General features: G+C 54.5%; 21 protein-coding genes and 1 other annotated feature. Of the genes, 12 read left to right on the top strand and 9 right to left on the bottom strand.

Going from position 1 to position 26,249, the window contains the following annotated elements:
• Nucleotides 1–12: 12 nt before the first annotated feature.
• Nucleotides 13–4,368: a sulfite reductase subunit alpha gene (locus tag GZH47_RS02965; RefSeq protein ID WP_162638463.1), complete on the bottom strand. Its 4,356-nt coding sequence runs from the start codon at nucleotides 4,366–4,368 to the stop codon at nucleotides 13–15.
• A gap of 189 nt (nucleotides 4,369–4,557) precedes the next feature.
• Between GZH47_RS02965 and GZH47_RS02960 the strand changes: the two genes are divergently transcribed.
• From GZH47_RS02960 to GZH47_RS02930, 7 genes are all read left to right on the top strand, one after another.
• A complete protein-coding gene (locus GZH47_RS02960) occupies nucleotides 4,558–4,983 on the top strand; it encodes a MarR family winged helix-turn-helix transcriptional regulator (RefSeq protein WP_162638462.1) in 426 nt (141 codons plus the stop codon).
• A 100-nt stretch (nucleotides 4,984–5,083) separates the two neighbouring features.
• Nucleotides 5,084–5,389, top strand: a complete 306-nt coding sequence (locus GZH47_RS02955; RefSeq protein WP_162638461.1) for a hypothetical protein — start codon at nucleotides 5,084–5,086, stop codon at nucleotides 5,387–5,389.
• A gap of 300 nt (nucleotides 5,390–5,689) precedes the next feature.
• On the top strand, nucleotides 5,690–6,718 hold the full coding sequence (locus tag GZH47_RS02950) for a ubiquinol oxidase subunit II (protein WP_162638460.1): 1,029 nt from the start codon (nucleotides 5,690–5,692) through the stop codon (nucleotides 6,716–6,718).
• 21 nt (nucleotides 6,719–6,739) lie between these two features.
• Nucleotides 6,740–8,713: a cbb3-type cytochrome c oxidase subunit I gene (locus GZH47_RS02945; protein ID WP_162638459.1), complete on the top strand. Its 1,974-nt coding sequence runs from the start codon at nucleotides 6,740–6,742 to the stop codon at nucleotides 8,711–8,713.
• 1 nt (nucleotide 8,714) lies between these two features.
• On the top strand, nucleotides 8,715–9,338 hold the full coding sequence (cyoC, locus tag GZH47_RS02940) for a cytochrome o ubiquinol oxidase subunit III (protein WP_162638458.1): 624 nt from the start codon (nucleotides 8,715–8,717) through the stop codon (nucleotides 9,336–9,338).
• A gap of 1 nt (nucleotide 9,339) precedes the next feature.
• Entirely contained in the window at nucleotides 9,340–9,690 is a 351-nt protein-coding gene (gene cyoD / locus GZH47_RS02935) for a cytochrome o ubiquinol oxidase subunit IV (RefSeq protein ID WP_162638457.1), read from the top strand.
• Between the two features lie 147 nt (nucleotides 9,691–9,837).
• On the top strand, nucleotides 9,838–10,569 hold the full coding sequence (locus tag GZH47_RS02930) for an HAD family hydrolase (protein WP_162638456.1): 732 nt from the start codon (nucleotides 9,838–9,840) through the stop codon (nucleotides 10,567–10,569).
• A 21-nt stretch (nucleotides 10,570–10,590) separates the two neighbouring features.
• Here GZH47_RS02930 and GZH47_RS02925 read toward each other — a convergent pair whose 3' ends face one another.
• Nucleotides 10,591–11,382, bottom strand: coding sequence for a class I SAM-dependent methyltransferase (locus GZH47_RS02925; protein ID WP_162638455.1), 792 nt, complete (start codon nucleotides 11,380–11,382; stop codon nucleotides 10,591–10,593).
• Nucleotides 11,383–11,574: 192 nt separating this feature from the next.
• Nucleotides 11,575–11,815: a binding site (T-box leader), on the top strand.
• A 93-nt stretch (nucleotides 11,816–11,908) separates the two neighbouring features.
• Between GZH47_RS02925 and GZH47_RS02920 the strand changes: the two genes are divergently transcribed.
• A complete protein-coding gene (locus tag GZH47_RS02920; protein ID WP_162638454.1) occupies nucleotides 11,909–13,084 on the top strand; it encodes an aminotransferase class I/II-fold pyridoxal phosphate-dependent enzyme in 1,176 nt (391 codons plus the stop codon).
• A gap of 37 nt (nucleotides 13,085–13,121) precedes the next feature.
• Here GZH47_RS02920 and GZH47_RS02915 read toward each other — a convergent pair whose 3' ends face one another.
• On the bottom strand, nucleotides 13,122–14,027 hold the full coding sequence (locus tag GZH47_RS02915) for a LysR family transcriptional regulator (protein WP_162638453.1): 906 nt from the start codon (nucleotides 14,025–14,027) through the stop codon (nucleotides 13,122–13,124).
• A 133-nt stretch (nucleotides 14,028–14,160) separates the two neighbouring features.
• On the opposite strand from GZH47_RS02915, the gene GZH47_RS02910 reads away from it, so the two are divergent.
• Entirely contained in the window at nucleotides 14,161–15,237 is a 1,077-nt protein-coding gene (locus GZH47_RS02910) for a branched-chain amino acid aminotransferase (protein WP_162638452.1), read from the top strand.
• Between the two features lie 168 nt (nucleotides 15,238–15,405).
• Here the strand turns inward: GZH47_RS02910 and GZH47_RS02905 are convergent, their stop codons facing one another.
• Nucleotides 15,406–16,077, bottom strand: coding sequence for an MBL fold metallo-hydrolase (locus GZH47_RS02905; protein ID WP_162638451.1), 672 nt, complete (start codon nucleotides 16,075–16,077; stop codon nucleotides 15,406–15,408).
• A 638-nt stretch (nucleotides 16,078–16,715) separates the two neighbouring features.
• Nucleotides 16,716–18,290 (bottom strand): FMN-binding glutamate synthase family protein, encoded by a 1,575-nt coding sequence (locus GZH47_RS02900; RefSeq protein ID WP_225446345.1) that lies wholly within the window; start codon nucleotides 18,288–18,290, stop codon nucleotides 16,716–16,718.
• A 246-nt stretch (nucleotides 18,291–18,536) separates the two neighbouring features.
• Between GZH47_RS02900 and GZH47_RS02895 the strand changes: the two genes are divergently transcribed.
• The gene (locus tag GZH47_RS02895) at nucleotides 18,537–20,189 is read left to right on the top strand and encodes a flavin monoamine oxidase family protein (RefSeq protein ID WP_162638450.1); all 1,653 of its coding nucleotides are present in this window, start codon (nucleotides 18,537–18,539) and stop codon (nucleotides 20,187–20,189) included.
• 76 nt (nucleotides 20,190–20,265) lie between these two features.
• Here the strand turns inward: GZH47_RS02895 and GZH47_RS02890 are convergent, their stop codons facing one another.
• Nucleotides 20,266–20,745 (bottom strand): hypothetical protein, encoded by a 480-nt coding sequence (locus GZH47_RS02890; RefSeq protein ID WP_162638449.1) that lies wholly within the window; start codon nucleotides 20,743–20,745, stop codon nucleotides 20,266–20,268.
• Between the two features lie 237 nt (nucleotides 20,746–20,982).
• On the opposite strand from GZH47_RS02890, the gene GZH47_RS02885 reads away from it, so the two are divergent.
• Both GZH47_RS02885 and GZH47_RS02880 read left to right on the top strand, forming a co-directional pair.
• Nucleotides 20,983–21,717 (top strand): YebC/PmpR family DNA-binding transcriptional regulator, encoded by a 735-nt coding sequence (locus GZH47_RS02885; protein ID WP_162638448.1) that lies wholly within the window; start codon nucleotides 20,983–20,985, stop codon nucleotides 21,715–21,717.
• A gap of 194 nt (nucleotides 21,718–21,911) precedes the next feature.
• Complete coding sequence (locus GZH47_RS02880; protein ID WP_162638447.1) at nucleotides 21,912–23,831, top strand: sensor histidine kinase; 1,920 nt, start codon at nucleotides 21,912–21,914, stop codon at nucleotides 23,829–23,831.
• Between the two features lie 63 nt (nucleotides 23,832–23,894).
• Here GZH47_RS02880 and GZH47_RS02875 read toward each other — a convergent pair whose 3' ends face one another.
• From GZH47_RS02875 to GZH47_RS02865, 3 genes are all read right to left on the bottom strand, one after another.
• Nucleotides 23,895–24,140 carry an NHLP leader peptide family RiPP precursor gene (locus GZH47_RS02875; RefSeq protein WP_162638446.1) on the bottom strand — a complete coding sequence of 82 codons (246 nt, stop codon included), beginning with the start codon at nucleotides 24,138–24,140 and terminating at the stop codon, nucleotides 23,895–23,897.
• A 640-nt stretch (nucleotides 24,141–24,780) separates the two neighbouring features.
• Nucleotides 24,781–25,038 (bottom strand): NHLP leader peptide family RiPP precursor, encoded by a 258-nt coding sequence (locus GZH47_RS02870; RefSeq protein WP_162638445.1) that lies wholly within the window; start codon nucleotides 25,036–25,038, stop codon nucleotides 24,781–24,783.
• 90 nt (nucleotides 25,039–25,128) lie between these two features.
• Nucleotides 25,129–26,070 carry a hypothetical protein gene (locus GZH47_RS02865; RefSeq protein ID WP_162638444.1) on the bottom strand — a complete coding sequence of 314 codons (942 nt, stop codon included), beginning with the start codon at nucleotides 26,068–26,070 and terminating at the stop codon, nucleotides 25,129–25,131.
• Nucleotides 26,071–26,249 lie beyond the last annotated feature (179 nt).

Genomic DNA, 26,249 nt, shown 5'->3' with positions numbered 1-26,249 from the left:
TTTCGGGACGAATCAGTACACATCCTTCGCATAACGCTTCGAGCGGGACAATTCCTTGACGAATGCGTCTGCTTCCGCCGCGTTCATGCCGCCGTGCTGCTGGATGATCGTTCTCAACGCGGCTTCAACTTCTTTCGCCATCGAACTCGCGTCGCCGCATACGTAGAAATGGGCGCCGTCCTTGATCCAGGACCAGAGCTCCGCGCCATGCTCCAGCATGCGATGCTGCACGTAAATCTTCTCCTCCTGATCTCGCGAGAACGCGGTCGTCAGCCGGTGCAGAAGGCCGCTTGCGCTCATGTCGTCCAACTCATCCTTGAAGTAGTAATCGTACGCTTCGCGCTGCTCGCCGAAGATGAGCCAGTTCCGTCCCGATGCCGCTTCGGCGCGACGTTCCTGCAGGAATCCGCGGAACGGTCCGATACCCGTTCCTGCGCCGACCATGATCATGGGGACGCTCGGGTCTGCCGGCGGACGGAAGTGAGGCGTCTTTTGGACGAAAATCGGCACCTCGCCGGCGTCGCCCGCCCGCTCGGCGAGATAGACGGAGCAGACGCCTTTGCGCGGCTTGCCGTTCTGCTCGTACCTGACGGTCGATACTGTGATGTGCACCTCGTCGGGATTGTGTTTGGCGCTCGAGGAGATGGAGTAGAGCCTCGGCTGCAGCGGCTTCAACGCGCCGATGAAGCCGCTGGCATCGACGGCGATCGGAATTTCCCGCAGCAGATCAGACAGCTGGCGCTCCCGAACCCACTGCTTCAGCTCTTGTTTGCGGTCATCCTGGAGCAAACGGGCCAACCATTCGCTGCCCGAACGCGCTTGGACGAACTGCAGCAGTCCCGGCGTGATCCGCGTAATGTCGAAATGCTTGGCCAGCGCAGCATCCAACGTCATCTCTTTGCCTTTGACGAATACGGGCGCGTCAGGCCGTTCTTGTATGGCGGCAATGATTTCGCGCACGGTATCCGGATCGTTCGTCGGCCATACGCCAAGCGCGTCGCCGGATTCGTAGCGGAGTCCGGTATGCCGCAAATCGAAGATATAATGGCGGGTGTCCTTCTCCGAGCCGGGCTGATTGAGCGGTTTCGAGGCTGCGAGTTTAGCCATGAGCGGATGATTGCGGTCATAAGATCGGATGTCGGCTGCCGCCGCTTCTTCGGCTCTAGCAAGCTGCGCTTCGCGGAACGCTTGGACTGCGCGTTCCATGGCCGGCTGCCATTGCTTCAGCTGTTCTTCGTGATCGGAGTCGCAGTCGGTGCGCGCGATCAGCCGCTTCGCTCCGAGCTGCTGCAGCCGTTCGTCCAGATTGCGCCCGAAGCCGCAAAACTGATCGTAACTGGAGTCCCCGAAGGCGAGGACGGCGTAATGAAGCTCTTCGAGCTTCGGAGCGGCAGCGCTCTGCAGAAGCTGCCAGAACGAAGCGCCGTTATCCGGCGGGTCTCCGGCGCCGAAGGTGCTTGCGATGAAGATGAGCAGGCGCTCGGAAGGAAGCTCGGCGAAAGGATAAGCGTCCATGTTCGCGAGCTGCACGTCGTTGCCTGCCGCTTGGAGCTGCTTGGCGCAGTCGATGGCCGCGCTCTCGGACGTGCCTGTCTGCGAAGCCCATAGAATGGTAAGGCCGGTTTTGGCGGCTGCCGTGCGATTCGCTTCTTGGGCCGGCGTGATTGCGGATGCAACCGCTGGTGTAATTAACGGTGTAATGGCTAGTGTATTGACCGGTGTAATGGCTGGTGTAATGGCTGGCGTGTCTGTTGGCATGACCGGCCCGGCGGAAGCGGTCGCGGCCGAAGCCGCGTTTGGCATGGCTTCGATCACAGCTGGAGCTACCGCAGCCGTTTCCGCGGCGCTTGCTCCGGCTTGTTTCGGCTGCGTGCTTGGATTCGGAAGGTACGTGCGGGAGAACATGCCGGCTAGAATGCCGTCCAGCCAGAAACGTTTGGACTGCTCGAGCGGCGCTGTCGGGGGGAGGACGGGGATTCCGGCGGCAGCCTTGGAATCGTCGGTGCGCAGACTGGCGATGAAGCCGGACAGATACATTTTCTCGTGATTGTCGAGCGACATGGGCGACGATGATTCGATGCCGAGCATGGTAGCCAGCGTATCGACTTTAGCCATGAATATCTCCTCCTTGTATAATGAATCGCCTTCCGATTGCGCTCCGGCATCGATTGTTTGATGAGTGCTGCCGGCTGTTTCTTCCGGCTTCCGGCTGTCGGCGGGAGCGAGCGCGAGCGAAACGGCGCAGAATTTCAATTCGGGTTGAAAGGATATCGGATCGACCGCGTCGTTCGTCAATTCGTTGATCGCAAGCTTGTCGCCGAAGAGATCATTCCAATGAAACGGCGCGAAGCAATTGCCCGGCAGGACCCGATCTGTCACGACGGCGGGCAGGATAGCCGTTCCTCGTCTTGAAGCGATCTCGACCGGGTCTTGATCGCGAATGCCCAGTTGGGCCGCATCCTCGGGATGGATTTCAATGAACGGCCCGGGGTTCAATTTGTTCAAGGTCGGGATTTTGCCCGTCTTCGTCAAGGTATGCCATTGATGCTGGACGCGGCCCGTATTCAAGATGAACGGATGCGACTGGTCCGGCATTTCGGCAGGCGGGAGGAAGGGGCGCGCCCAGAATACGGCTTTGCCGCTCTCGGTCGGGAACGCGATGCGCGGGATGGTTCCGTCGTCGTTGACTTTCAGTTTCTGGCTGCCGCCGCCGTTCAGGTAACGAATCGGATTGCGGTCATCGCCGTCCGCGGAAGCTGCCGGCCATTGCAGGGGCGTTTCGTGCAGCCGTTCGTAAGCGGCGCCTCGGATATCGTAACCCGTCTTCGGGTTCCAAGCCTGCTGCAGTTCTCGATAGACCTCGTCGGCCGAACCGTAGGCGAACGCTTCGGCGAACCCCATCTCGCAGGCGACCTGCGCGATGATCTGCCAATCCGGCATCGCCTCGCCCGGCGGATCGACCGCTTTGCGCATCAACGTCAAGTTGCGCTCGGAATTGATCATGACCCCTTCGCCCTCCGACCAAAGGGCGCCCGGAAGCATATAGTCCGCATAGGCGTTCGTCTCGGTCCCGAAGAAGGCGTCCTGCGTGATGACGAGCTTGGCGGCTTGCAAGCCGCCAATGACCGTTCGGCGGTTGGGGACGGTGGCGACGGGGTTGGTGCAGATGATCCAGCATGCTTCGATATCGCCCGCCGCCATGCTTTGGAACATGGACACGGTTCCTGTCCCGACCTCGGTCCGGATCGTCCCGCGCGGAACGTTCCACATGTCCTCGATGAAGTGCCGGTCTTCTTCGACGAGCACGGAACGCTGCCCGGGCAGGCCCGGGCCCATATAGCCCATTTCGCGGCCGCCCATCGCATTCGGCTGTCCGGTGAGGGAGAACGGCCCGCTGCCGGGGCGGCAGATGGCGCCGGTTGCCAGATGAAGATTGCAGATGGCGTTCGTGTGCCACGTCCCGTGCGTGCTCTGGTTCAAGCCCATCGTCCAGCAGCTGATCCAATTCGGAGCCTGGCCGATCCATTCCGCGGCGAGGCGGATGTCGGCTTCGGGAATGCCGGTCGCGCGCGCCACGCTCGCAGGATCATAAGCTTCCAAGAAGGCGGGCATATCCTCCCACCCTGATGTGAATTCCGCGATGAAAGGCGAATCGATCGCATTGTTCTTGACGAGCAAGTGCAGCAAGCCGTTCAGCAGCGCCAGATCGGTGCCCGGCGTGATTTGCATGAAGAGCGAGGCTTTATCCGCCGTTGCGCTTCGCCTGGGGTCGACGACGATAAGCTTGGCGCCGGCTTTGACGCGGTCCATCATGCGCAGGTAGAGAATAGGGTGGCAATCCGCCATGTTGGCGCCGATGACGAAAAATAAATCCGTCCGGTCCATGTCTTGATAAGAGCCGGGCGGACCGTCCGCACCGAGCGACAGCTTGTAGCCGCTGCCTGCGCTTGCCATGCATAGCCGCGAATTGGACTCGATGTTATTCGTCCTCACATAGCCTTTGGCCAGCTTATTGATGAGGTATTGCGCTTCGAGCGACATTTGTCCGGAGACGTAGAACGATAGAGCGTCCGGACCGCGTTCGTCGAGAATGGCGCGAAGCTTGCTGCCTGTTTCGCGTAAGGCTTCGCGAATGCCGATGCGGACGGGAGGTTCTTCGCGGCCGGTGCGCTTGTGAGCGTGCGTCAGCCGGCCATCCGCGGCGATCGCGGTCCCGCAGGTGCTTCCTTTCGTGCACAACCGGCCGAAGTTCGTTGGATGCGATTTATCCCCGGTGACTTTAACGACGCGGTTGTCCAACACCTGCATGACGATGCCGCAGCCGACGCCGCAGTATGGACATACGCTTTTGACTTGTTTCGTTGTCATGTGGGGTCACCTTGCCGGCGTAAACTGTTCGTAAGGACACGAAAGTATGTCGTGTTACGAACAACTCGCAGTTTTAATGTTAGTTTATATAACACAGATATCCTTGTCAATAAACATTGGATGGTTTATGTTAATAAATATAACATTAAGTGCTTTAGAACGCTTTCATTAAAGGAAGGGGCCGACAAGATGAGCAAGGAACGACTGCCTAAACCAATTTACGAACAGTTAGCTTACTTCCGCTACCAAATTCGCAAGTTTATCCGCTTCAGCGAAGAGGCCGCGCGCAGCAAAGGACTGACGCCGCAATATCACCAGCTGATGCTGTCGATCATGGGTTTCCCGGGGCGGGAGCATGCGACGCCGAAGGAGTTGGCGGAGCGGCTGCAAATTACGCCGAATGCCTGTATCGAGCTCATTCAGCGCTGCGAGGAGCTGAATCTGGTGCAGCGGTTCCCGAATCCGAACGACCGCCGCAGCATCTTCATCCGCTTGACCGATACTTCGAAGGATATATTGGAAGAGCTGTCGGAGATCCATATGGAGGAATTGAAACGGGCCGGCCTGTTGGAGTTTAAAGATGCTTTTTCAAGTGTAAAAGAGAAGGAAGCATAAGCAAAAAAAATTAATTCTTCATATTTGAACAAAAAGTGAACGACTCGTGACGAATTTGTGATATACTTAATTTACAAATTAGCAACGGGAGTGTTATTCGATGAACGATAACAAACAACGAGCAGGCACTGAAATGCAGATCCCATCGCAGGCAGAGAAGATTAAGACTTGGACGTCGCTTATGCCGAAGATCGGTTTGGCGCTTATGATTATCGGTTTCATAATGAGCGTATGCTTTTCTTATAAATTCGCGGATACGAATTTGGGCCTCATGATCGGATTCGGTTTCATCATCGGCGGCATTCAAGTGCTGCTGCTCGGATCGTTGTTCCACGCCCTTCAGCCGAAATTAGTCAAATCTACTGACATGACTGCACATCAACCATTGGAACATATTCAACATTAATGACAACGCGCTGATTTAAGCGCGCTTACACGCAAGAGAGGCAGCGATCATTCGCTGCCTCTCTTTTTTGTTGGGTTTGCCCGTCCGCGCGGATTGGGAGCGGCTGACTGTAGATCCCGGTAATGACAGTGAAAGCCCTTAACTACGCCATTCGTGAACGACTGTTGAACGAAAAGTGTCTGAAAAGAAACAGAACAATGACGGATTTGTTAACTGCGGTTCCAATTGCTTCGCCATCTGATATGCTAGCGTCAAAGGGCCATATAAGCACGCTTGGATGTGTTAGGAGATGAGTAGCAAATGAAGAAACGTTCCAAACTCCGCGGCTTGATGCTGCTGATTACCGGACTGCTGACGACCGTCCTCTTGTCGGGATGCGACGGCAAATTCGTCGTCTTCGATCCGCAAGGACCCGTCGCGCAGACGCAGTACCGGCTTATTATTTTGTCGGCGATTTTGTGCGCCATCGTCGTCATTCCCGTACTCGCGATAACGGTGTTCATCGTTTTGCGGTACCGCGACAAACCCGGCAACACGGCGCCGTATAAGCCGCATTGGGATGACAGCAAAGTACTCGAGATTCTGTGGTGGGGGATTCCGATCGTCATCATCGCGATCTTGGGCGGCTACACGGCCAGAGACACGTACGCATTGGCGAGAACGCCGAAGACCGCCGTCACGGACGTCAAGCCGATTGAAATTCAAGTTACTTCGCTCGACTGGAAATGGCTGTTCCAATATCCGGATCAGAATATCGCCACCGTCAATTACGTTCACATTCCGGCCGGCGTGCAGGTGCATTTCGAACTGACGAGCGACGCTCCGATGAACTCCTTCTGGATTCCGCAGCTGGGCGGCCAGGAATATACGATGCCGGGCATGGCCATGTCGCTGTGGCTGCAGGCCGACAAGACAGGCGAATATTATGGAACGGGCGCCAACTTCAGCGGTAAAGAATTTGCGCATATGCGCTTTAACGTCGTCTCCGAATCGCAGGCCGATTTCAATAAATGGGTCGATTCCGTCAAGAGCTCCTCGAACGAGCTTACCGAAGCCGGGTACAACGAGCTTGCGATACCGGGCAAATCGGATGAACAATCGTTCTCCTCTTATCCGCCTGAACTGTTCGATTCCATCGTGAAGAAGAACGGCGGCCATCATATGGACATGGATATGGACGAGAACAAGGATGACAAGGTCGACACGGACGAACAGAAGTCCGATGCCAAAGACAACACGCATAACATGGACGACATGAGCGACATGGATATGAGCAATATGGATATGACAAACGACAATTCAAGTGAAATGAATCACAATCATCAATAAGATGAGGGAGGAGCACAACCTATGTATGCCAGTATAAAATCTTTCGCCTCCTCATTTTTTGTGACGGGCGATCCGCTGATATACGGAGCGGACGTCTCCATCGCATTAACCTCCATCGCCATCTTGTTCGTCCTCTTCTATTTCAAGAAGTGGGGCTGGCTGTGGCGGGAATGGCTGACGACCGTCGATCACAAAAAAATCGGGATCATGTATTTAATCGCTTCCTTGCTCATGCTGTTCCGGGGCGGGGTGGATGCCTTGCTCATGCGGACGCAGCTCGCGCTCCCGAATGTGCATTTCCTGCAGGCGGATCACTATAACGAAGTATTTACCACGCACGGCACGATTATGATTCTCTTCATGGCGATGCCGATGATGTTCGGACTGTTCAACATGGTCGTGCCGCTGCAGATCGGCGCGCGCGACGTCGCGTATCCGTTCTTGAACTCCGTCAGCTTCTGGCTGTTCTTGTTCGGCGCCATGCTGTTCAACATCAGCTTCGTCATCGGCGGTTCGCCGGATGCGGGCTGGCTCAGCTATCCGCCTCTATCGGAGCTCTCAGGCAGCTCGGGGGTCGGAGAGAACTTCTATATATGGGGGATTCAGATATCCGGTATCGGGTCGCTCGCGACGGGGATCAACTTTATCGTCACGATCCTCAAGATGCGCGCGCCGGGCATGAAATTCATGAAAATGCCGATGTTCACGTGGTCGGTATTCTCCAGCAGCATCATTATTATTTTCGCTTTCCCGATCTTGACGGTGACGCTGGCTTTGCTCTTCATCGACCGTTATCTGGGCGGCCATCTCTTCACGATGGACGGCGGCGGGTTCCCGATGATGTACATCAACTTAATATGGATGTGGGGTCACCCCGAGGTGTATATCGTCGTCTTGCCGGCGTTCGGCATCTTCTCGGAGATCGTCGCCACGTTCTCGCGCAAACGGATATTCGGGTATAAATCGATGGTATTCGCACTTATGAGTATCAGCATTCTATCCTTCTTCACTTGGGTGCATCACTTCTTCACGATGGGCTCAGGCGCGGACGTTAACGTCGCCTTCGCGATCGCGACCATGGCGATCGGGATCCCGACGGGGGCAAAAGTGTTCAACTGGCTCTTCACGATGTTCCGCGGGCGAATACGCCTGGAGCAGCCGATGATGTGGACGCTCGCGTTCATTCCTTGTTTCGTCGTCGGGGGCGCAACGGGCGTTATGCTCGCGGTGGCGCCGGCGGATTATCAGTACCATAACAGCTACTTCCTGATCGCTCACTTCCATCAGGTGCTGATCGGGGGCGTCGTGTTCGGCTACCTCGCCGGCATTTACTACTGGTGGCCGAAGCTGTTCGGCTTCAAGCTGAACGAGCGTTTGGGCAAATACGCATTCTGGCTGTGGAACATCGGTTTCTACGTGTGCTTCATGCCGCAGTATGCGCTCGGCTTCATGGGCATGACGCGCCGCGTGTATACGTACGGCTGGGATATGGGCTGGGGCCCGCTTAACTTGGTTTCGACGATCGGCGCATTCCTGATGGGGATCGGCTTCGTGTTCCAAGTGTGGCAGATCCTGTACAGCGTTAAATACGGCGAACGCGACACGACGGGCGATCCGTGGAACGCGCGTACGCTGGAATGGTCGATTCCATCGCCTCCGCCGATGTACAACTTCGCGGTCGTGCCGGTCGTCGATGAACGCGATCCGTTCTGGGAAGAGAAGGAGCGCCGCGATTTCGCACCTGCAGAGCCGGTTCCGGTATCGAAGCTGGAATCGATTCATATGCCGAAGAACTCCGGCGTGCCGTTCGTCTTCGCCGCTTGCTGGTTCGTAGTCGGGTTCGGCTTCGTATTCGGCTGGAATTGGATGGCGTTCACGGGATTGGCCGGCGTAGGCATCTCGCTCCTCGTCCGTTCGTTCACGTATGATACGGATTATTACGTACCGCTAGAAGAAGTCATCGAGACCGAAAAAGCAGCAGGGAGGGCGGTTTAATATGCAGCATGCCATAGACAACGGCCATCCGCAGCACGCGGCCGGCTCGCATGATCACGGCCATCACGATCAAGAATCGATGAAAGTGCTCGGCTTCTGGATCTTCCTCGTCACCGACTGCTTGCTGTTCGGTACGTTGTTTGCCACCTACGTCGTGCTCAAGGGGCATACCGCCGGCGGTCCGACGGGGAAAGAATTGTTCGAAATTCCAGGTTTCGTCGCGGAAACCTTTATCCTGCTCACGAGCAGTTTTACAAGCGGTCTGGCCGTACTGGCCATGAACAAAGGGAAGGTCAACCAGCTGATCGGCTGGCTGATCGTCACCGCCGTGCTCGGCGCATCGTTCGTCGGCCTTGAGATCAACGAGTTCTTAAACATGGTCCACGAAGGCGCCAAAATTTCGACAAGCGCGTTCTTGACCGCATTCTTTACGCTCGTCGGCACGCACGGACTTCACGTATCGGTCGGCTTGATCTGGATGATCGGCCTTATGATTCAGTTGAAAATGCGGGGCATTACGCCGGTGACGCGCCGGAAAATTACGGTTATCAGCTTGTATTGGCATTTTCTCGACGTGGTGTGGATCTTCCTCTTCACGATCGTATACTTGATGGGGGTGATGTAATATGAGCCAGCATTCCGTTAACGCGGACGGACATGGCCAAAGCCATCATGACGAACACGACGATCACGGATCGTTGAAAGCATACGTCATCGGTTTCATCATTTCCATCGTCCTCACCGTCATTCCGCTTCTTGTCGTCTTCCAAACGAGCATGAACAAGACCGGAGTTATTATCACCATCATTACGATGGCCGTCATTCAGCTGGTCGTACAGCTCTTCTTCTTCATGCACATCCGCGAAGGAGACGGACCGAAATACAACGTAATGGCGCTCATCGTAGGGTTGTTCATCGTCGTCGTGATCGTCGCCGGATCCGTCTGGATCATGTCGTTCAACTCGGTTGTCCAATAATAAATAATCATGAAGCGCGGCTCACTTCCCAGGAAGGAGCCGCGCTTTTTGTCATTGGCGCGAATAGGCACCGATTTACAGGTTTGATCGTTCACTGGTATATTCATAGTGGTTATTGCGTTTAACTCTTGCAAGGAGCGTGAGGACATGTACCCGAAAGCCATTTTGTTAGATTTGGACGACACGATAATCGCCTATGACCATGGGCTCGACGTGGATGGATGCTGGAAGAAGGCTTGCCGTAATCATTTTCAATTCGAGGATGAACAATTAGCAGGGCTTATCGGACAATTCAAGCAGAAGGCCAACTGGTACTGGAGCGACCCTGAACGCCATCGCGCCGGACGCCAAGATCTCGATAAGGCGCGCGCGGAAATCATTTCGGCCGCGTTGGCGGAGGCGGGACACGATGATGCGCTCATTTCGCTTGCCGAGCAGGTGGCGATCGATTACGGACAGGAACGCGACCGCGCCATCGTCATCTATCCGGGAGCAGCCGAGACGATTCGCTACATCAGGCAGCTGGGCATCAAGCTAGCCATGATTACGAATGGCAGCGCTCGCGCGCAGAGGAGGAAGATTGACCGTTTCGAGCTGGCGCCATTGTTCGATATTATCCTTGTCGAGGGCGAATTCGGGGTGGGCAAGCCCGAGCAGGCGGTCTACTTGCACGCGCTGCAGCAGCTGAATGTCGAAGCCGGAGAGACTTGGATGGTGGGCGACAATTTCGAGTGGGAAATCGTCGCGCCGCAATCCTTGTCGATGAAGGGAATTTGGGTCAATCCGAAGCGGCAGGCGCCTCCGAACGATGTGACGCCGTATAGAACCATCGAGCGTCTAAGCGAGCTGCGCGGTCTGCTGGACGAGCTCGCGGTTTAACGCGCAGTTATATCGAAGCTGCTATTTCGTCGCTAGAATGGATAACCACTGCGGCAATGCCGCTTTCGGATTCAACTGCCAATTGCCCAGATCGTCGAGTTCCTGCTGGGAGCGCGGCGCAGTGTCTTCGTCATCGATCCAGAACGAGCTGTCCGCATACAGTTCTTCCAGTTGCCCGATTCGCAGGCCGGATGCGAGCATGGCGTTCGCCATGTCTTGAATCCGCCACAGGTATCTTGGCACGTCTTCGAACGGTCCCGTAAGATGATAAGGTTTGACGACTTCCAGCACGCCGCCTTCATTGCCGCCGAAGGGCCTCATGAACGGATGGATGTCGAACATGACGTACGAACCGCCGTCTTTCAGGATACGATGGATATTGCGGTACATGCCGTGCAGGTCGCTGATCCAGACATGGACGCCGTTCGAAGTGAAGACGAGATCGTATTCCCCGTCGGCAATGCTGCTCAGCTGCATGGTGTCCTCGCGGACGAATTCGATATCCCAGCCATGCTGCTCGGCGATCTGGGCGCTGTTAGCGATCTGATTCTCCGAGATATCGCAAGAGGTGACTTGGGCACCGAGGAGATGGAAGGCGAATACGGCGTGATTGTCGCCGCTCGAAGGGACGCAAATGCGTTTGCCCCGCAGATCGGGCAGCGCTTGCTTAATCATTTCGAACGTTGCCGGCGGGAAAGCGGATTCAGGCTTGGCGATGAGCTTGGCGATCACTTCTTCGGTGCGTTTGACGCGGTACCAGGTTTCGGACCATTCATTCCATTGGTTCTTCACGCTTGCGGTCGGTTGTTCCATAGAATCAGCCTCGTTTCAGTTCGATGATAAGATGGGCGAGTCATGATTCCGGCATCAAGCATCCGGCATGGAAACGCTTTCCTATCCCAAACTTTAATTGACAGGCCAGGTTCCGTCAATCAACATTTACAGGCGCCTATTGACGCATTCCCCAAAGTATGGCTATAATGACTACAAACTTCACATGAACCATGAAATTCGTTGACGAGAAAGAGTACGTCGTCCGTCTGATTCACAGAGAGTTGGGGCAGGTGCAAACCAACATTCAGGCGCTGACCGAAGCCATCTCCGAGAAGCCAGCTGAAATGAGAGTAAGCGGTGCCGCAGGTCCAGCGTTAACGGGACGCGTATTGTTGGATACGTGAATGAGTGCCGCTTTCTTTAACGGATCGCGGAACTAGGGTGGTAACACGGGTATAAACCCGTCCCTTTCAGGGACGGGTTTTTTTGCGTTTTCCAAGCCGGACTCATAGCAGAATCCAAGGTTATTCATATTCGCGGTGAACGTAAGAAGGAGGAGAAACGGATGATCGGAACAACATCGTTAACGGAGTTTTTGTCGCCGGCGGTTCGCGATATGCAGCCATCGGGCATACGGAGGTATTTTGATTACGCGGCGGGCCGGAAGGACATCATCTCGCTCGGCGTGGGCGAGCCGGACTTCGTAACGCCGAAGCCCGTTCGGGATGCCTGCATCGCGGCGCTGGAGAAAGGGCGGACGTCGTATACGCCGAATGCCGGCTTGCCGGAGCTTCGCGAAGCGATCGCGGACTATCTGGCTGGTTCGTTCGGGATGGCTTACGACCCTGCGGACGAAGTGCTCGTCACGAACGGCAGCAGCGAAGCGATCGATCTTGCGCTGCGGGCCTTGATTACGCCGGGGGACGAAATTCTGATACCGGAACCTTGCTTCATCGCGTATTCGCCGATTGCGGCCTTATTCGGCGGCGTGAATGTTCCGATCGAAACGAAGGCCGAGAACGGGTTCAAGCTGACCGCGGACGCGCTGCGGGAGAAGCTGACGCCAAGATCGAAGATCTTAATGGTCAGTTATCCGAGCAACCCGACCGGCGGGATCATGACGCGGGAAGATTGGCTGCCGATTGCCAAACTGGCCGAGGAGCATAATTTAGTTATTATCACGGATGAAATCTACGCCGAGCTGACCTATGGCCGCGTGCACGAGAGCCTCGCGGCGCTGCCCGGCATGAAGGAACGGACGCTGCTCGTCAGCGGCTTCTCGAAAGCTTTTGCCATGACGGGCTGGCGGGTCGGTTATACATGCGGCCCGAGCGAGCTGGTGTCGGCGATGCTCAAGATTCATCAATATACCGCGATGTGCGCGCCGATTATCGGTCAAATCGCCGCTCTGGAATCGCTCGTGAACGGGCTGGAGGAGAAGGACCGGATGGTGGAATCGTACGACAAGCGAAGACAGTTCTTCGTTGCCGGACTTCGCAAGATCGGTCTCCCTTGCCATGAACCGCTCGGATCGTTCTATGCTTTCCCGTCGATCGCGCGGACAGGACTGAGCTCGGATGAATTCGCGACCAGGCTGCTGGACGAAGTCGGCGTCGTCGCCGTGCCGGGACATGTGTTCGGCGTTGGCGGCGAAGGCTTCATTCGCTGCTGCTACGCTGCCGCGCAGTCGCAGCTGGAAGAGGCGCTCGAGCGGATCGATACGTTCGTGCAGACGTTATAACGTGTTCAACGATCTACTTGATGCTCTGCATGGGATTCTACATGGGGTTCGTATGGAAATAGTCGATGAAGTGCTGCGCCCGCTTGGACAGCAAATGATCTTTCAACCAGAGGATGCCGATGTCCGATTGGAAATTGGCATCCCGGATGGGAAGCATGGTCACATCGCCGTACGGGAAAGAAGACAAGATCGATTTCGGAAATACGGTGACTCCGATACCGGAAGCAATTAGGGACATAATAACAGTAACGCTTGAACATTCGCAGATGATGTTGGGCTCCAAGCCGTGCCTTCTGAACTCGTTCACGACTTGCTCGTGCATGCGGATCGTCTTGTCCGTCTTCAATGCGAGCAGCGGGTACTCCGCTAGTTCATTCATCGAGATGCCGGGTTCGCCATCGTCGGACTTCGGTACCCACGAGCTTGGGAAGACCGTCACGTACGGGTCGGAGGGCAGCGGCAAGGTCGACAGCTTGGCAGGCAGGATGCCGGTTTCGAAAGGAAGGCGGGATACGACGAGCTCGATCGCGCGCTTCTCCAACATTTCGCCGAGCAGAAAATGATCGCCTTCGGTAATTTTGAACGTGATTTGCGGATAGGCCGTGCGCAGCTGCTGAATGGGCTTCGGCAGAATCGACACGCAGGAGACGACGGCGCCGATCGAGAGCGTGCCGCGGACGCCTTCTTCCAGTTCCTTGACCTCCAGCATGGTTTCGTCGAGCTGCGCGAGCAGCGATTCGGCTTTGGAGCGTAGCAATTCGCCCGCAGCGGTCAGCGTCAGCTGTTTCCGGCCGCGTTCGAACAGCTTCGCGCCTAATTCCTCCTCCATCAGCATCAACTGGCGGCTCAGCGGCGGCTGTTCCATATGAAGCAGCTTGGCGGCGCGCGTTATTTGTTTCTCTTCCGCGATAGCGAGGAAGTATTTTAATTGTTTCAAGTCCATGGGATTCGCCTCTTACCATACCTTCAGGGTATGCAAAATGGATAAAATAGATATTATTAATATATCTACAGGCATAGTAAAATGCAATTAGGACTCAATCTGGCAATGAAAACAAGCGAAAGAAGGGATCTCCATGATCGCAGCCACACCGATTCAAATCGAACGCACCACGAACCCGAAAGTGAAACCAGATCAAGACAAACTGGGCTTCGGCGTTCATTTTACGGATCATATGTTCATTATGAATTACACGTCCGAGGAAGGCTGGCATCAAGCGCGCATCGTGCCTTACCAGCCCATCACGCTGGATCCGGCCGCGAAAGTGTTCCATTATGGACAAACCGTATTCGAAGGCTTGAAAGCGTACCGCACCGAAGACGGCCGCGTGCAGCTGTTCAGACCGGACATGAACTTCAAGCGGCTTAACCGTTCCAACGACCGCATGAGCATTCCGCCGATTCCGGAGGAGCTGGGGATCGAAGCGGTCAAGGAATTGACGAACATCGACCAGGATTGGATTCCGGACGGCGCGGGCAATTCGCTATACATCCGTCCGTTCGTCATCGCAACCGAACCATTGCTTGGCGTTCATCCTTCGCACGAGTACCAGTTCATCATCATCATGTCGCCGGTAGGGGCTTATTATCCGGAAGGCATTAACCCGGTCAAAATCTTCGTCGAATCCCGCTACGTGCGCGCCATGGTAGGCGGCGTCGGCGAAGCGAAGACGGCCGGCAACTACGCGGCAGGCCTTAAAGCGCAGGAAGCCGCGAACGAGCAAGGCTACACGCAAGTGCTCTGGCTCGACGGCGCAGAGCATAAATATATCGAAGAAGTCGGCAGCATGAACGTGTTCTTCAAAATCGACGGCACTGTCTATACGCCGGCGCTGAACGGCAGCATCCTGGACGGCATCACGCGCAACTCGACGATCCAGCTGCTGAAGCATTGGAACATCCCTGTCGTGGAGCGCGTGCTCTCGGTCGAAGAAATCTACGAAGCGGGCCGCAGCGGCAAGCTGGAAGAAGCATTCGGCACCGGAACGGCAGCCGTCATTTCCCCGGTCGGCGAGCTGAACTGGCTCGGCGAGAAGCTGGTTATCAACGGCGGCGCAACGGGCGAAGTTTCCGAGAAGCTGTACAATAACCTGACTGGCATTCAATACGGCAAGCAGGAAGATCCATTCAGCTGGATGGTTGAAGTCAAGTAAAGCGAAGTAAAACGAATTCTTGTGAACTAAAGCGAACTAAAGCGAACTAAAGCGAACTAAAGCGAAATACAACAAAGACCGCGCCGGGCGCGGTCCGAGTAAGCCGTGCAGGTCCGATGGGACCTGCGCGGCTTTTGTTTTATCTAGCGTCAGGGTAGCGGAAGTCGTTCATTGTCCCGCATATTGCTGGGCGTATTGAAACGTGAGCGTGCGGGGCTGTTCGGCGCCTTCATTCTTGCGCCACGTGAACGTTTGGACATCCGAGGTTAACGGCTGTCCTGTCGCTTGAATGAATGGTTCGGCGTTCTGGAAAATGACCTTGCCGAGCAGACCGAGCGCTTTCGTGCTGTAATGCATCGGAATGGCAACGGATGGCTTGAGCTGCCGGACGACTTGCGCCGCTTCCGCGCCGTTCAACGTCATTCTGCCGCCAACGGGAACGATAAGCACGTCCACGTGGCCGATTTCCGCAACCTGCTCCTCTGTCAGCAAGTGTCCAAGATCGCCGGCATGGCAGACGACTACGCCGTCCATTTCGATAAGGAAACAGATGTTGCCGCCGCGTTTCGCGCCATTATGTTTATCGTGGAAGGTACGGACGCCGCGGATCGAAACATCCTTGATCGTTTGCGCCTCGGGTTGATCGATCAGCTTGTAATTGCCGGAAGCCACTTTAATCTGATTGTGGTCTTTATGATTGTGCGTGACAACGACCAGATCGGCCTCGATCGCCTTCGGCATGCGGTAGCCGAGAAACTTGCCGTAAGGATCGATCAGCACGCGCGTACCGTTCTCGGAGGTCAGAAGAAAGCTGGAATGTCCGTACCAAATCATTTTCATCGTCGTGAGCCACCTTCTATTCTTATATGTGCAAATAATAGCACATTTAATTCATACTCGTAAAGGGCAAGATCGGAACGGTGTTGAAACCAAATACTTGCAGCATTCCGACTATTGGAAACTTAAAGGCATGAGATGGTTCTACTGCGGAAAAGGCGGTGGGCGCTGCTTCAATCAGCGTTTGGCGCTAACGAATCGTGGTGTTCTTAATAGGTCGAAGAGAGGTGGAATTTTATTCTAACGAATCTCAGCGGCCTTATGTGATACAGAATACGCGAAAACAGGCGGGAAAACGAGATTTTACAAGTTATAACGCTTGTAGGGTTCGTTAGAAATTCGTAATAACGAAATTGGGCTAAATAAGGTTATTAGGATTCGCTAGCCAGGCGCGGGTGCTCCGGCCTAATGCACCTCGAGCATCGGCATACGGTTCTGAGCCGCGGTATCGTCGGCGCCAGCTATGCCGCGCGTCAGCCGGCCGTTTCATGCGGCAAAAAAGGCCCTCTTCCCGTCCATTCAACGGGGAGAGGGCCTTTTGCTTGCCTGCTATGCGTCCGCGACAGTGCGTCCGCGACAGTACGTTTCCGCTCGGAGTCCGAAGCCCGGAGTCCGAAGCTCGAAGCTCTGAGCTCGGCGCCTTAGGAGACGGTTTCCGGATAGGGGAATAAATCGACGATCCGCGTGCTTTGCCCGCTTTCGTTCGTGAAGACGACATGCTCGCGCCGCAGCTCGCACGGGCTGTTCAAGCCGCATGCCGCGGCGAGCGAGAACAGGCCTTCGCGCATTTGCAGGATATAGTTCATGACGCGCCATTGTTTCTCCTCCGGCACCAGCGCTTCCTGGAATTTGTCATCCGTCGTCGTGATGCCCGTCGGACATTTGCCGGTATGGCACTGCATCGCCATGATGCAGCCGTTCGCCATCATGAAGCCGCGCGCCGAATTGACGGCATCGGCGCCGAGCGCCAGCGCGACGGCTACTTTATCGGGCGTAATCAGCTTGCCGGACGCGAACAGCTTGATCCGGTCGCGGACGCCGAATTTACGCGCGGCGTCATCGAGAATGAGCAGGCCCGCGAAGAGGGGCAGCCCCATGCCATCGGCCATCGCCTTGAAGGTCGCGCCGGAGCCGCCTTCGGAACCGTCGACCGTAATGAAGTCCGGATAGATGTCGAGCGCCAGCATCGCCAGGAAGAACGGCTCGAGGCGCTTGGGATCGCCGACGACGATTTTGACGCCGACAGGCTTGCCGCCCTCATCCTGCAGCGTGCGGATGAAACGAAGCGCTTCCTCGGGGTTCGTCAAGAACTCGAACCGATTCGGCGAGTTGACCGTCTTCCCGATGGGGACGAGACGGGCTTTCGCTACGGGTGCCGTCACTTTGGCGCCTTCCAAGTGGCCGCCGCGGATCTTGGCGCCTTGATGGAATTTGAGTTCGAACGCCTTAATGTTAGGAATGGCGGCTTTCTCCTTGAAGGCCGCAATCGAGAATTTGCCCTCGTGATCCCGGTAGCCGAACAGGCCGGGTCCGATCTGGGCGACGATGTCGGCTTTGGTGTCCACGTGCACGTCAGCGACGCCGCCCTCGCCGGTATTGATCCACGAACCGCCGGCCATGCGCGCGCCGCTGCCCGTAGATTGAATATAGTGCTCGCCGACCGCGCCGAATGAGGTCGCCGACGCGCCGAACATGCCTTTGAGCCGCCACGGTTCCCGCCGTCCGCCGCCGACTACGATGGCATCTTCCTCCGCCAGCAGCCAAGGCTTCACTTGTTCGTCCACGATTTTCTCCTGCCGGGTGAAGAGGCCTTCATTCGTAATGACGTATTTGCGCCCGGGACGGACGACTTCGTTATCGACGCGCAGCTCGGTCGTCAGCTTCGGGAACATCGCGTTGGATAGATAATAGCCGGGTTTCTCGTAATCGCGCCTGCCGCCGAAGGAGATGAGATCCGTACGGTACTTCGCCGCATAGACGAGCCCGACGAAATCGGCCCGCGAGAACGGTTTGCCCTCCGTATCGTTATCGAACCAATATTGACGGAATTCGGGGCCGAGCTTCTCGAGCAAGTAGCGAACCCAGCCAAGGAAAGGATGGGAACGGATAATAGAATGCTTCGGTTTCTTGGATAGCGCGAACATGTAGCCGAAGAACGCGAGGGGAGGGACGAGAACGATGATGAGCAGCACAACAAGAATAACCGTGAACAGCATGCAAGATGACCTCCATAGGACAGTTATGGCTTACGATGAACAGGTATATTCTACCACGATCCACTGTATTCATTCGTGGAGGAACGATGAATTATTCCCGGCAGCGAGCGGAAGCATCAATCTGAATCTATAACTCTATGAAAAACAGACATGCGCGTAATTCCTATCATTTGCGCACTGCATATGCTGAATGAAGACAACTCTTGCTCACCTTCATGCAAATTATAGTTGTCAAAGGATGATAGAATGCCGCGCACACCATTGGCCAGATTACTTCGAGAAATGTATGTCGTCGCAGGGGCATCGCAATACAACCAAGTATCGATTGAAAAAGTGATTAAGGAACGACAGGAGAAGCGCAAAATCATGCTGGAGCGGCTTGGTAACGGATCGGTAAGCAGCAAGGAAGAGCCTGAAGCCGCGGTTAAGGCGAACGAAGGCCTGCAGCCGGTTTCCCGCCAATTAAGCGCATCGCCGCCGCGCATCGTCATTGTCGGGGCGGGGCTCGCCGGATTAACATGCGCTTATCGGCTGAAACAAGCCGGATACGCGGCGATTATCTATGAAGCCGACGATAAACCGGCCGCGGGCCGCTGCAGTACGCGATACGGCGACTTTGACGAGGGGCAGGTCGCGGAACGCGGCGGCATGCTCATCGATACAGGCCATCGAGCCATTCGGCGGCTCGCAAGGGAGATGAGGTTGAAATTGACCGATCTGCTCGCGGCGGAACCGCCTGGAACGGAGCCCTGTTATTATTTCGACGGTCAGCCGTATACGTTCGCTGAAGCCGCGGAAGACTTCAAGGCCGTATTGCCGAAGCTGAACCGGGATTTGCAGCTCGCGGGCTTCCCGACGCTATATGATTGCCGCACGAAGCGGGCGTTTGAGCTGGATCATATGTCTGTCACCGACTGGATCGAAGCTTCCGTTCCCGGAGGGATGTCGTCCAAGTTCGGAAGGCTGGTCGATATCGCCTGCACGATTGAATACGGGGCGGAATCCAGTTCGCAGAGCGCGCTGAATTTTCTCTATTTGCACGGATTGCTGGAAGAAGCGGACGCCTTCCGCATGTTCGGTCTGTCCGACGAGCGGTTTCATATTCGCGGCGGCAACGAGCAGTTGATGCATCGGCTGGCCGAGAAGCTGGACGAGCAAAACATCGCACGGGGGCACAGGCTCGTAAGCATGACCGAGAACGCGGACGGCAGCTATAAGCTTGCTTTTCAACACGACGGGGCGATTGTCGACGTAGAAGCGGACAAGGTCGTAATGACCGTTCCATTCTCGATTCTGCGATCATCCGTCGATATTAGCCAAGCCGGATTCAAGCCGCTCAAGCTGGAGGCGATCCAAGAGCTCGGCATGGGAACGAACAGCAAGCTGCATCTTCAGTTCGCGGACCGGCACTGGCTGTCGCTCGGCTCGAACGGGGATACGATAGCCGATACCGGTTACCAGAATACATTCGACGTGGTCAGAGGACAGCCCGGAACGGCCGGCATGCTCGTCGATTACACGGGCGGCATCATTGGAGAAGGCATGATTACGGGGACGGCGGAGGAGCGGGCCATGCAGTTCCTGCAGCAGATCGAACCGGTCCTTCCGGGGCTGTCGGCGAAGTGGAACGGCAAGGCGGCGCGTGACTATTGGCTGGGCAATCCGTATTCGCTGGGTTCGTATTCGTACCGCAAGATCGGCCAGTATACGAAGTTTGGCGGCATCGAAGGCGCGCGCGAAGGGATTCGCGGCAGCTGCCATTTCGCCGGGGAACATACATCCATCGAGTTTCAGGGCTACATGAACGGTGCGGTGGAAAGCGGGGAGCGGGCGGCACAAGAGATTATTGGGGATTTGAAGAACGATTCGAGGCTTGATTTGAAGAACGAGCATCCATAAGACAAGGCGGTCCCAATGATTGGGCCGCCTTGTTTGCATCCTGCGCCATGTTATGCTTTGCACGCCGTACATCGACTTACACGACTTCGATCGCGAAAGAATACGTCGATTTGCCTTGATTCGACGTCCAATCGCAATGAATGCTGTAATGATAGACGCCCTTCGTGCCGGGTACGACATAAGGGTCGCCCGTAAACCCTTTGTCCTCATTGAGGAGCGTGCATGTCTTGGCGCCATCTGGCTGCTTAACGTCCAGCTTCGAACCTGCGGATGCGTGTGTCATGATTGCGGTGGCGATCGACAGCTCAATGGACGTGCAGCTTCCCTTGCCCTCCGGCGGACACCACGAGTAGCTGACGAGATCCATCTCGGCGGGCCGGCCGTTTATCGTCATTTCAGGCATAGGCGGATGTCGATCCGGCGTCCAGCTTACCGAGGTGACCGGGACTGCGGATTCGGGCGCCGGCGTGCCGTCGCGGCTCGTTGCAGACGAACAACCCGCGAGACCCAAGACGACCAAACATAGAAACAGAGGAAACCATACATGTCTGCGCATGCGTTCGACCTACTCTCTTGACGTTAGTATTGAGGAACCGATCTGATCTCCAGACGAGCCGATTCATCAAAATGTTTCCAGCCCGAAACAATTCGCGAAGCCGACGAGGTCCGCTCTATTAAAATTTCGAAGCATTTTTCCGCTTAAAGCTTGTTCAAGCAGGGCTGAAAATGTAATAATAAACAACGTAATGTTTTGCGGGCAACCGAAATCCAATGAAAGCGGGAATGAACCAAGATGGGTCGTAAATGGAATAATATCAAAGAGAAGAAAGCTTCGAAGGATGCCAATACGAGTCGTATTTATGCCAAGTTCGGTCTGGAGATCTATGTAGCCGCCAAGAAGGGCGAACCGGATCCGGAATCCAACCAATCCCTTAAATTCGTGCTTGAACGCGCGAAAACATACAACGTACCCCGGGCAATCATCGACCGCGCGATCGAGAAAGCGAAAGGCAGCTCGGACGAGAACTACGTGGAGCTGCGTTACGAGGGATTCGGTCCCAACGGTTCCATGGTCATCGTCGATGCGCTTACGAATAACGTCAACCGCACGGCGCCGGAAGTTCGTTCCGCCTTCACGAAATGCGGGGGCAGCATGGGCGTCAGCGGCTCCGTCTCGTATATGTTCAATGCCACTGCCGTCATCGGCGTGGAAGGCAAGAGCGTCGACGACGTGCTGGAGCTGATGATGGAGGCGGACGTCGACGTTCGCGACATCGTCGAAGAAGAAGGGGAAGATGGCGAAGGCGGAGTAATCGTGTACGCCGAACCGAATCAGTTCCAAGCGGTTCAGGAAGCGTTCAAGCAAGCGGGCATCACCGAATTCACGGTTGCCGAGCAAACGATGCTCGCGCAGAATTTCGTGACGATTCCCGAAGAATCGCAAGCGCAATTCGACCGTTTGATCGATATGCTGGAAGATCTAGAAGACGTTCAGCAGGTGTATCACAACGTGGAGTTCGAGGAATAGGCTCCGAATATCAAAATGATTACCGAGAGGAAGCCGCCGTTAAGCGGCTTTTTTTTCGTCTCGCGCACAGGTATCCTGCACCGATAGAAATCTTTAGATATTCTTTAACTTTCCCCTTGCAGGCAAATGGAGAATTTTGTCGAATAAAGGGAGAAACATCAGACTAAATAACTATAATCGGGGTGCAGGAGCAAATGAAGTTCAAATCCGTTCCAGTTGTCGTAATCTTGATGGCATGCGTGTTCGCATTTTTGCCGACGATCGCATTCGGAGCATCTTCGTCCTCTGGGCAGCAACAATTGGACAAGTGGGATTTTCGATGGGAGAAACCTGCTGAACTGACCAAGCTGCCGGAACAAGCATCCGCTGCGGGCGGCTGGCAGGGCGTCACCGACGACAAGCCGCTGTATGCGCCTTCGGAAGGTACGCATTCCGCATGGATACGCTTGAAGCTTCCGCGGCTATCGGACAATAGCGGGGCTTACCTTCCCAACGTTTTCGGCCAGGACGTCACCGTCTTTCTGGACGGTAAGGTGATCTTCCATTCCGAGCGGAACAATTCATTCGTCACGAATCGCATCGTGCTCGCTCTTGACACACTGGATTCGGGTAAGGACATGTACATTCACGTCGAAAGCAAAAGGGAGCGCCTGGGACTTGGAGACGGGTCTCGTTTCGGTGACTATCAAACGTTAATGAAGGCGTATGCCAAGCAAGATTTGCTCGACGTTATTATCGGCAGCGCCTATATCTGCGTAGCCGTCGTTATGCTCATCTGTGCAGCGTTTCTCGTACGCCAGCAGCTTAGGAGCTGGTTGGCGCTTTGTATCGTTATTTTATCCATCGGAGGCCTGATCATCGGGAACTCTCCGTTCCTGTACACGTTTTACGGCCAATACGGCACCGTGTATCAAACGTTGTTCGATCTTTCTTTGTCGGCGTTCCTGACGTCGCTGCTGTTCTTCTTCGAGCAGCTGTTCGGTTGCGGATATCGGCGTATCGTCACGCACTTCCGCCGGCTCTTGATCGGATACGTCCTTATCAGCACGGCGATGTTAATCGTCAACCTCACGACGGACAGGTCGATCGCGAATTTGTATTCGGAGATTTCCGTTAAGTATCTCGGACTCTTCATGATCATTCAATTTATCCTCATGTTCGGGATGCTGATCAGGCAGTTGTGGATCCGGAACATCGATTCCATTATTATCGCGACCGGTCTCGTTCTCTTTACGGCCGTGAGCATAACGGAGCTGCTGGTCTACTATTCCAGCGACCAAACCTATACGTTCTTCTGGTGGAAATGGGGCTTGTTCGCCTTCGTAATCTCGCTCATCGTCGTGCTTGGCCGGAGGTTCGCCGATCAGCACAAGCAGATCATCGCCTACTCGCGAGAACTCGAAATCTACTACACCGAATTGCAGCGTTCCGAGAAGCTGGAAATCATTAGCCAGCTTGCGGCCTCGGTCGCGCACGAAGTCCGCAATCCGCTGCAAGTGACGCGAGGCATGCTGCAAGTACTCGGGCAGAAGAACCAATCGAAGCCGGGAGAGGACGATTTCTATCAACTCGCGATCGACGAGCTGGACCGGGCCTCCGTCATCGTTACGGATTTTCTGGGCTTCGCCAAGCCGCAGATGGAGAACGTCGTCGAGTTGAACCTGGCGGAGGAATTCAAGCACGTGCAGGGCATTATCGTGCCGCTCGCGAATATGCAGGGCGGTAAGTTGGAAATTCAAATGCCCAAATCGCTATGTATAATGGGGAACTCCTCCAAATTGAAGCAAGCGATCATTAATCTCATTAAGAACAGCATTGAAGCACTTGAAGGATCGGGTGTCGTTCGCGTTTGGGCCTACGAGGAAAAGCAGGAAGTTGTGATCCATATCGCGGACAGCGGCGTCGGCATGGACGAGAACATGCTAGAGCGCCTGGGAGAACCATATCTGTCGAGTAAGTCGAAAGGTACGGGGCTCGGTCTCATGATTACGATCCGCATCATCGAAGCGATGAGAGGGTCAATTAATTTTACAAGCGAGAAGGGCGTAGGGACGGAAGCCACCATTCGCTTCCCGTCCGCGGGAACTTTTCAACAGACAAGTGTAGGCGCCTGAATGTAAAGCGAACAAAAAAGGAATCGTCGATAATGACGATTCCTTTTTGCATTTGATTATAAACTACCAGGTATCTCCGACATTCGACACTTCAGTCGCATATTCGGCCGGGTTCGGAGGAATGACGAGCGTTACCCGATTAGGCGCTTCCTCGGCAACGACGATCTCCAGGCTATCCGGGACGTCAACGTTGAAGTGTTCTTTGAGAGCAGCCTTAGGATCTGCGATGAGCGAAGCTTTAAATGCAGGATCGCTCCAAGCTTTAGCAATAATTTGTTCTTTGAGTGAAGAATTTGTCGATTGTCCCATAACGATGCAGGCCACCTTCTAGTCATATTTTCCCAAACGTCAATAGCTTACCACATGAATTGGTAGATTAGAAAGAAAAATTTGTCGAAAACCAGTACAATTTACCCTATTATAGATAATGAGTTGCTAGATAGGCGCCTTGAACCGGATCAAAAAAGGAACCGTCGGGAGCGACGATTCCTGTAGCAGGATAGCGTTCATTAGCACTGGTCATATTCGTTGCTATTTTTAGATAGTTCTAAAGGGGACTCCTCGCTATAAATCTCTCTATTTATATGAACATGTCATTAGCGACAGATACCATTAACCAACAAGATGGGACTAGGTCAGTCCTTGTCTAGACGAGGGAACTGATGGGACGTTGTTCCTCAGGAGCTCTTTTATGCCATATGAAAGACTAAGTGAGAATTCGTTGTTGCTTCACATTGGGTGTACTAAAGCTTAAAATCGGTGGCTGTATCGCTATATCCACTATTACAAAAATCACGGATACACACGGATACACATGAGAAATAAAAAAGATGACCCCTTTATAGTGCAGGGATCACCCTTTGTCTATTGCTTAACTCTATTTTAATATGTCCTTGACGTAGGAACCAGTTTAATTCTGACGATTCCCTTTTATTTGGTTATTAAAACCTTACCATGCTTCTTCGGTGACGATAAGATCTTGAGCATACTCGGAAGGGCTAGGCGGGATAACAAACATGAGTTGGTCTTTCTTTTCTTCAGCGACGATCAGTTTCATTTCTTCCGGCAAGTCAAGTTCGAAGTATTGCTTCAAAGCAGCTTTTGGATTGGAGACGAGTGCGGCTTTAAATGCAGGGTCGCTCCAAGCTTTTGCGATAATTTGTTCTCTTAACGAGACGGTTGTCGATTGTTCCAAAGTTGCTTTCATCCAAAAACCACCTTTTTGATTATTTTTCCAAGCAGGATCAGTCTACCACAAAATTTTACAATTTCATAGAAAATGATGTCGATTGATTAGCTATAAGGTAGAAATGGAAGAAATATTCGTATAAAGAAAGTGGTCGAATCCCCCTTGCATCAGCATTCGTTTGGTAACGTTCAACTTCTCTGCAGCCTCGGTAAGCTGATCGGCGAGATGGACTTGAAAGGCTGTTAAGTGGGGGAGCGGTAGACTAAGCTTGTCCATCGTACTGCTGTTTGCTGCAGCCAATTGTGCAAAACGGGTTAGGACGCCATCTAGAAAAATGGCGTTTTTCACGTCTTCCTTCGTTAGCGGCAATGCAAATTCGCCCTTTTCGGAGGTAATCATGCCTATCAGGCTGTTGGCACTGCCCAGGTCGAAATCTTCCTCCCAATCGGCCCAATCGTCGGAGAATTGGAGAGTGGCGAGGGCAAGGTCAACCGCATGCGAAACAGATTGCACCAACTCTTGATTTCCGGCCAGCAGCAGTGCTCCCGTGCTTGCGAGTTTGACCGGCGCGGCTTTGCGGGCGAGCTGGGCCGGATCCAGGCTGCCCATCGGATGCTCATAGGCTACGGCAAGCGACCAAGTCACTACATAGTCGTTGAAATAATTCCAAAAAGGAGAGTCGTGGTCGAATAAAGAGCGATATAGATCAAGCATGCTCAAGTGGAATAGATTGCCGAGAGCCAGCCGTTCCTTCCAATCTGACGGCGCGTCATCCATGAGATCGTCTTGTATAAAGAAGTACAGCATTACGAAAACGTTTGCAAGCGATATATCCCGGTATTGCTGAGAGGTCAGCTTCGTCACGGGTTCAATCCAAAAAGGAAGCAGATAACAAATGTGGTTCTTGGTACTGGATGGGCGGAGCGGGTTAAAGGCTTGCAGATAAGCCTGGCCTTTCTCGCCTAGCGGCGCTGGATAGGCGTCGATCAGCCGTTCCGCTTCGCTGAAGACGGCGGCGAGTTCTTCTTCGTAGTCGGTTCTCCATGTCATCGTGTCAAATCTCCTTTTTGGATAGCTAAGGTTGCATTACCAGTATAGGCCAAAGGTTTATGTCGAACAATGTTAAATCGCGCCGATCTTTGTCTTGCTCGGACTGATCGTAAATGTCGTTAACTGCGGGGTCAAGGACATTACCGGCGCAAAGTGGTATGATTTAGAAAACGCGCGGA

Source organism: Paenibacillus rhizovicinus (assembly GCF_010365285.1).
Classification (GTDB): Bacteria; Bacillota; Bacilli; order Paenibacillales; family Paenibacillaceae; genus Paenibacillus_Z; species Paenibacillus_Z rhizovicinus.
Note: the sequence above shows the minus strand (reverse complement) of the source record. Positions and strands in the feature narration are given on the sequence as shown.

What these genes read in the sequence shown, in the direction of transcription:
- GZH47_RS02930 (WP_162638456.1), top strand. Translation starts at nt 9,838, where the DNA reads ATGTACCCGAAAGCCATTTTGTTAGATTTGGACGACACGATAATCGCC.
- GZH47_RS02880 (WP_162638447.1), top strand. Translation starts at nt 21,912, where the DNA reads ATGAAGTTCAAATCCGTTCCAGTTGTCGTAATCTTGATGGCATGCGTG.
- GZH47_RS02895 (WP_162638450.1), top strand. Translation starts at nt 18,537, where the DNA reads ATGCCGCGCACACCATTGGCCAGATTACTTCGAGAAATGTATGTCGTC.
- cyoD (WP_162638457.1), top strand. Translation starts at nt 9,340, where the DNA reads ATGAGCCAGCATTCCGTTAACGCGGACGGACATGGCCAAAGCCATCAT.
- GZH47_RS02890 (WP_162638449.1), bottom strand. Translation starts at nt 20,745, where the DNA reads ATGCGCAGACATGTATGGTTTCCTCTGTTTCTATGTTTGGTCGTCTTG.
- GZH47_RS02870 (WP_162638445.1), bottom strand. Translation starts at nt 25,038, where the DNA reads ATGAAAGCAACTTTGGAACAATCGACAACCGTCTCGTTAAGAGAACAA.
- GZH47_RS02915 (WP_162638453.1), bottom strand. Translation starts at nt 14,027, where the DNA reads ATGGACTTGAAACAATTAAAATACTTCCTCGCTATCGCGGAAGAGAAA.
- GZH47_RS02955 (WP_162638461.1), top strand. Translation starts at nt 5,084, where the DNA reads ATGAACGATAACAAACAACGAGCAGGCACTGAAATGCAGATCCCATCG.
- GZH47_RS02885 (WP_162638448.1), top strand. Translation starts at nt 20,983, where the DNA reads ATGGGTCGTAAATGGAATAATATCAAAGAGAAGAAAGCTTCGAAGGAT.
- GZH47_RS02945 (WP_162638459.1), top strand. Translation starts at nt 6,740, where the DNA reads ATGTATGCCAGTATAAAATCTTTCGCCTCCTCATTTTTTGTGACGGGC.
- GZH47_RS02960 (WP_162638462.1), top strand. Translation starts at nt 4,558, where the DNA reads ATGAGCAAGGAACGACTGCCTAAACCAATTTACGAACAGTTAGCTTAC.
- GZH47_RS02910 (WP_162638452.1), top strand. Translation starts at nt 14,161, where the DNA reads ATGATCGCAGCCACACCGATTCAAATCGAACGCACCACGAACCCGAAA.
- cyoC (WP_162638458.1), top strand. Translation starts at nt 8,715, where the DNA reads ATGCAGCATGCCATAGACAACGGCCATCCGCAGCACGCGGCCGGCTCG.
- GZH47_RS02950 (WP_162638460.1), top strand. Translation starts at nt 5,690, where the DNA reads ATGAAGAAACGTTCCAAACTCCGCGGCTTGATGCTGCTGATTACCGGA.
- GZH47_RS02905 (WP_162638451.1), bottom strand. Translation starts at nt 16,077, where the DNA reads ATGAAAATGATTTGGTACGGACATTCCAGCTTTCTTCTGACCTCCGAG.
- GZH47_RS02965 (WP_162638463.1), bottom strand. Translation starts at nt 4,368, where the DNA reads ATGACAACGAAACAAGTCAAAAGCGTATGTCCATACTGCGGCGTCGGC.
- GZH47_RS02865 (WP_162638444.1), bottom strand. Translation starts at nt 26,070, where the DNA reads ATGACATGGAGAACCGACTACGAAGAAGAACTCGCCGCCGTCTTCAGC.
- GZH47_RS02900 (WP_225446345.1), bottom strand. Translation starts at nt 18,290, where the DNA reads ATGCTGTTCACGGTTATTCTTGTTGTGCTGCTCATCATCGTTCTCGTC.
- GZH47_RS02875 (WP_162638446.1), bottom strand. Translation starts at nt 24,140, where the DNA reads ATGGGACAATCGACAAATTCTTCACTCAAAGAACAAATTATTGCTAAA.
- GZH47_RS02920 (WP_162638454.1), top strand. Translation starts at nt 11,909, where the DNA reads ATGATCGGAACAACATCGTTAACGGAGTTTTTGTCGCCGGCGGTTCGC.
- GZH47_RS02925 (WP_162638455.1), bottom strand. Translation starts at nt 11,382, where the DNA reads ATGGAACAACCGACCGCAAGCGTGAAGAACCAATGGAATGAATGGTCC.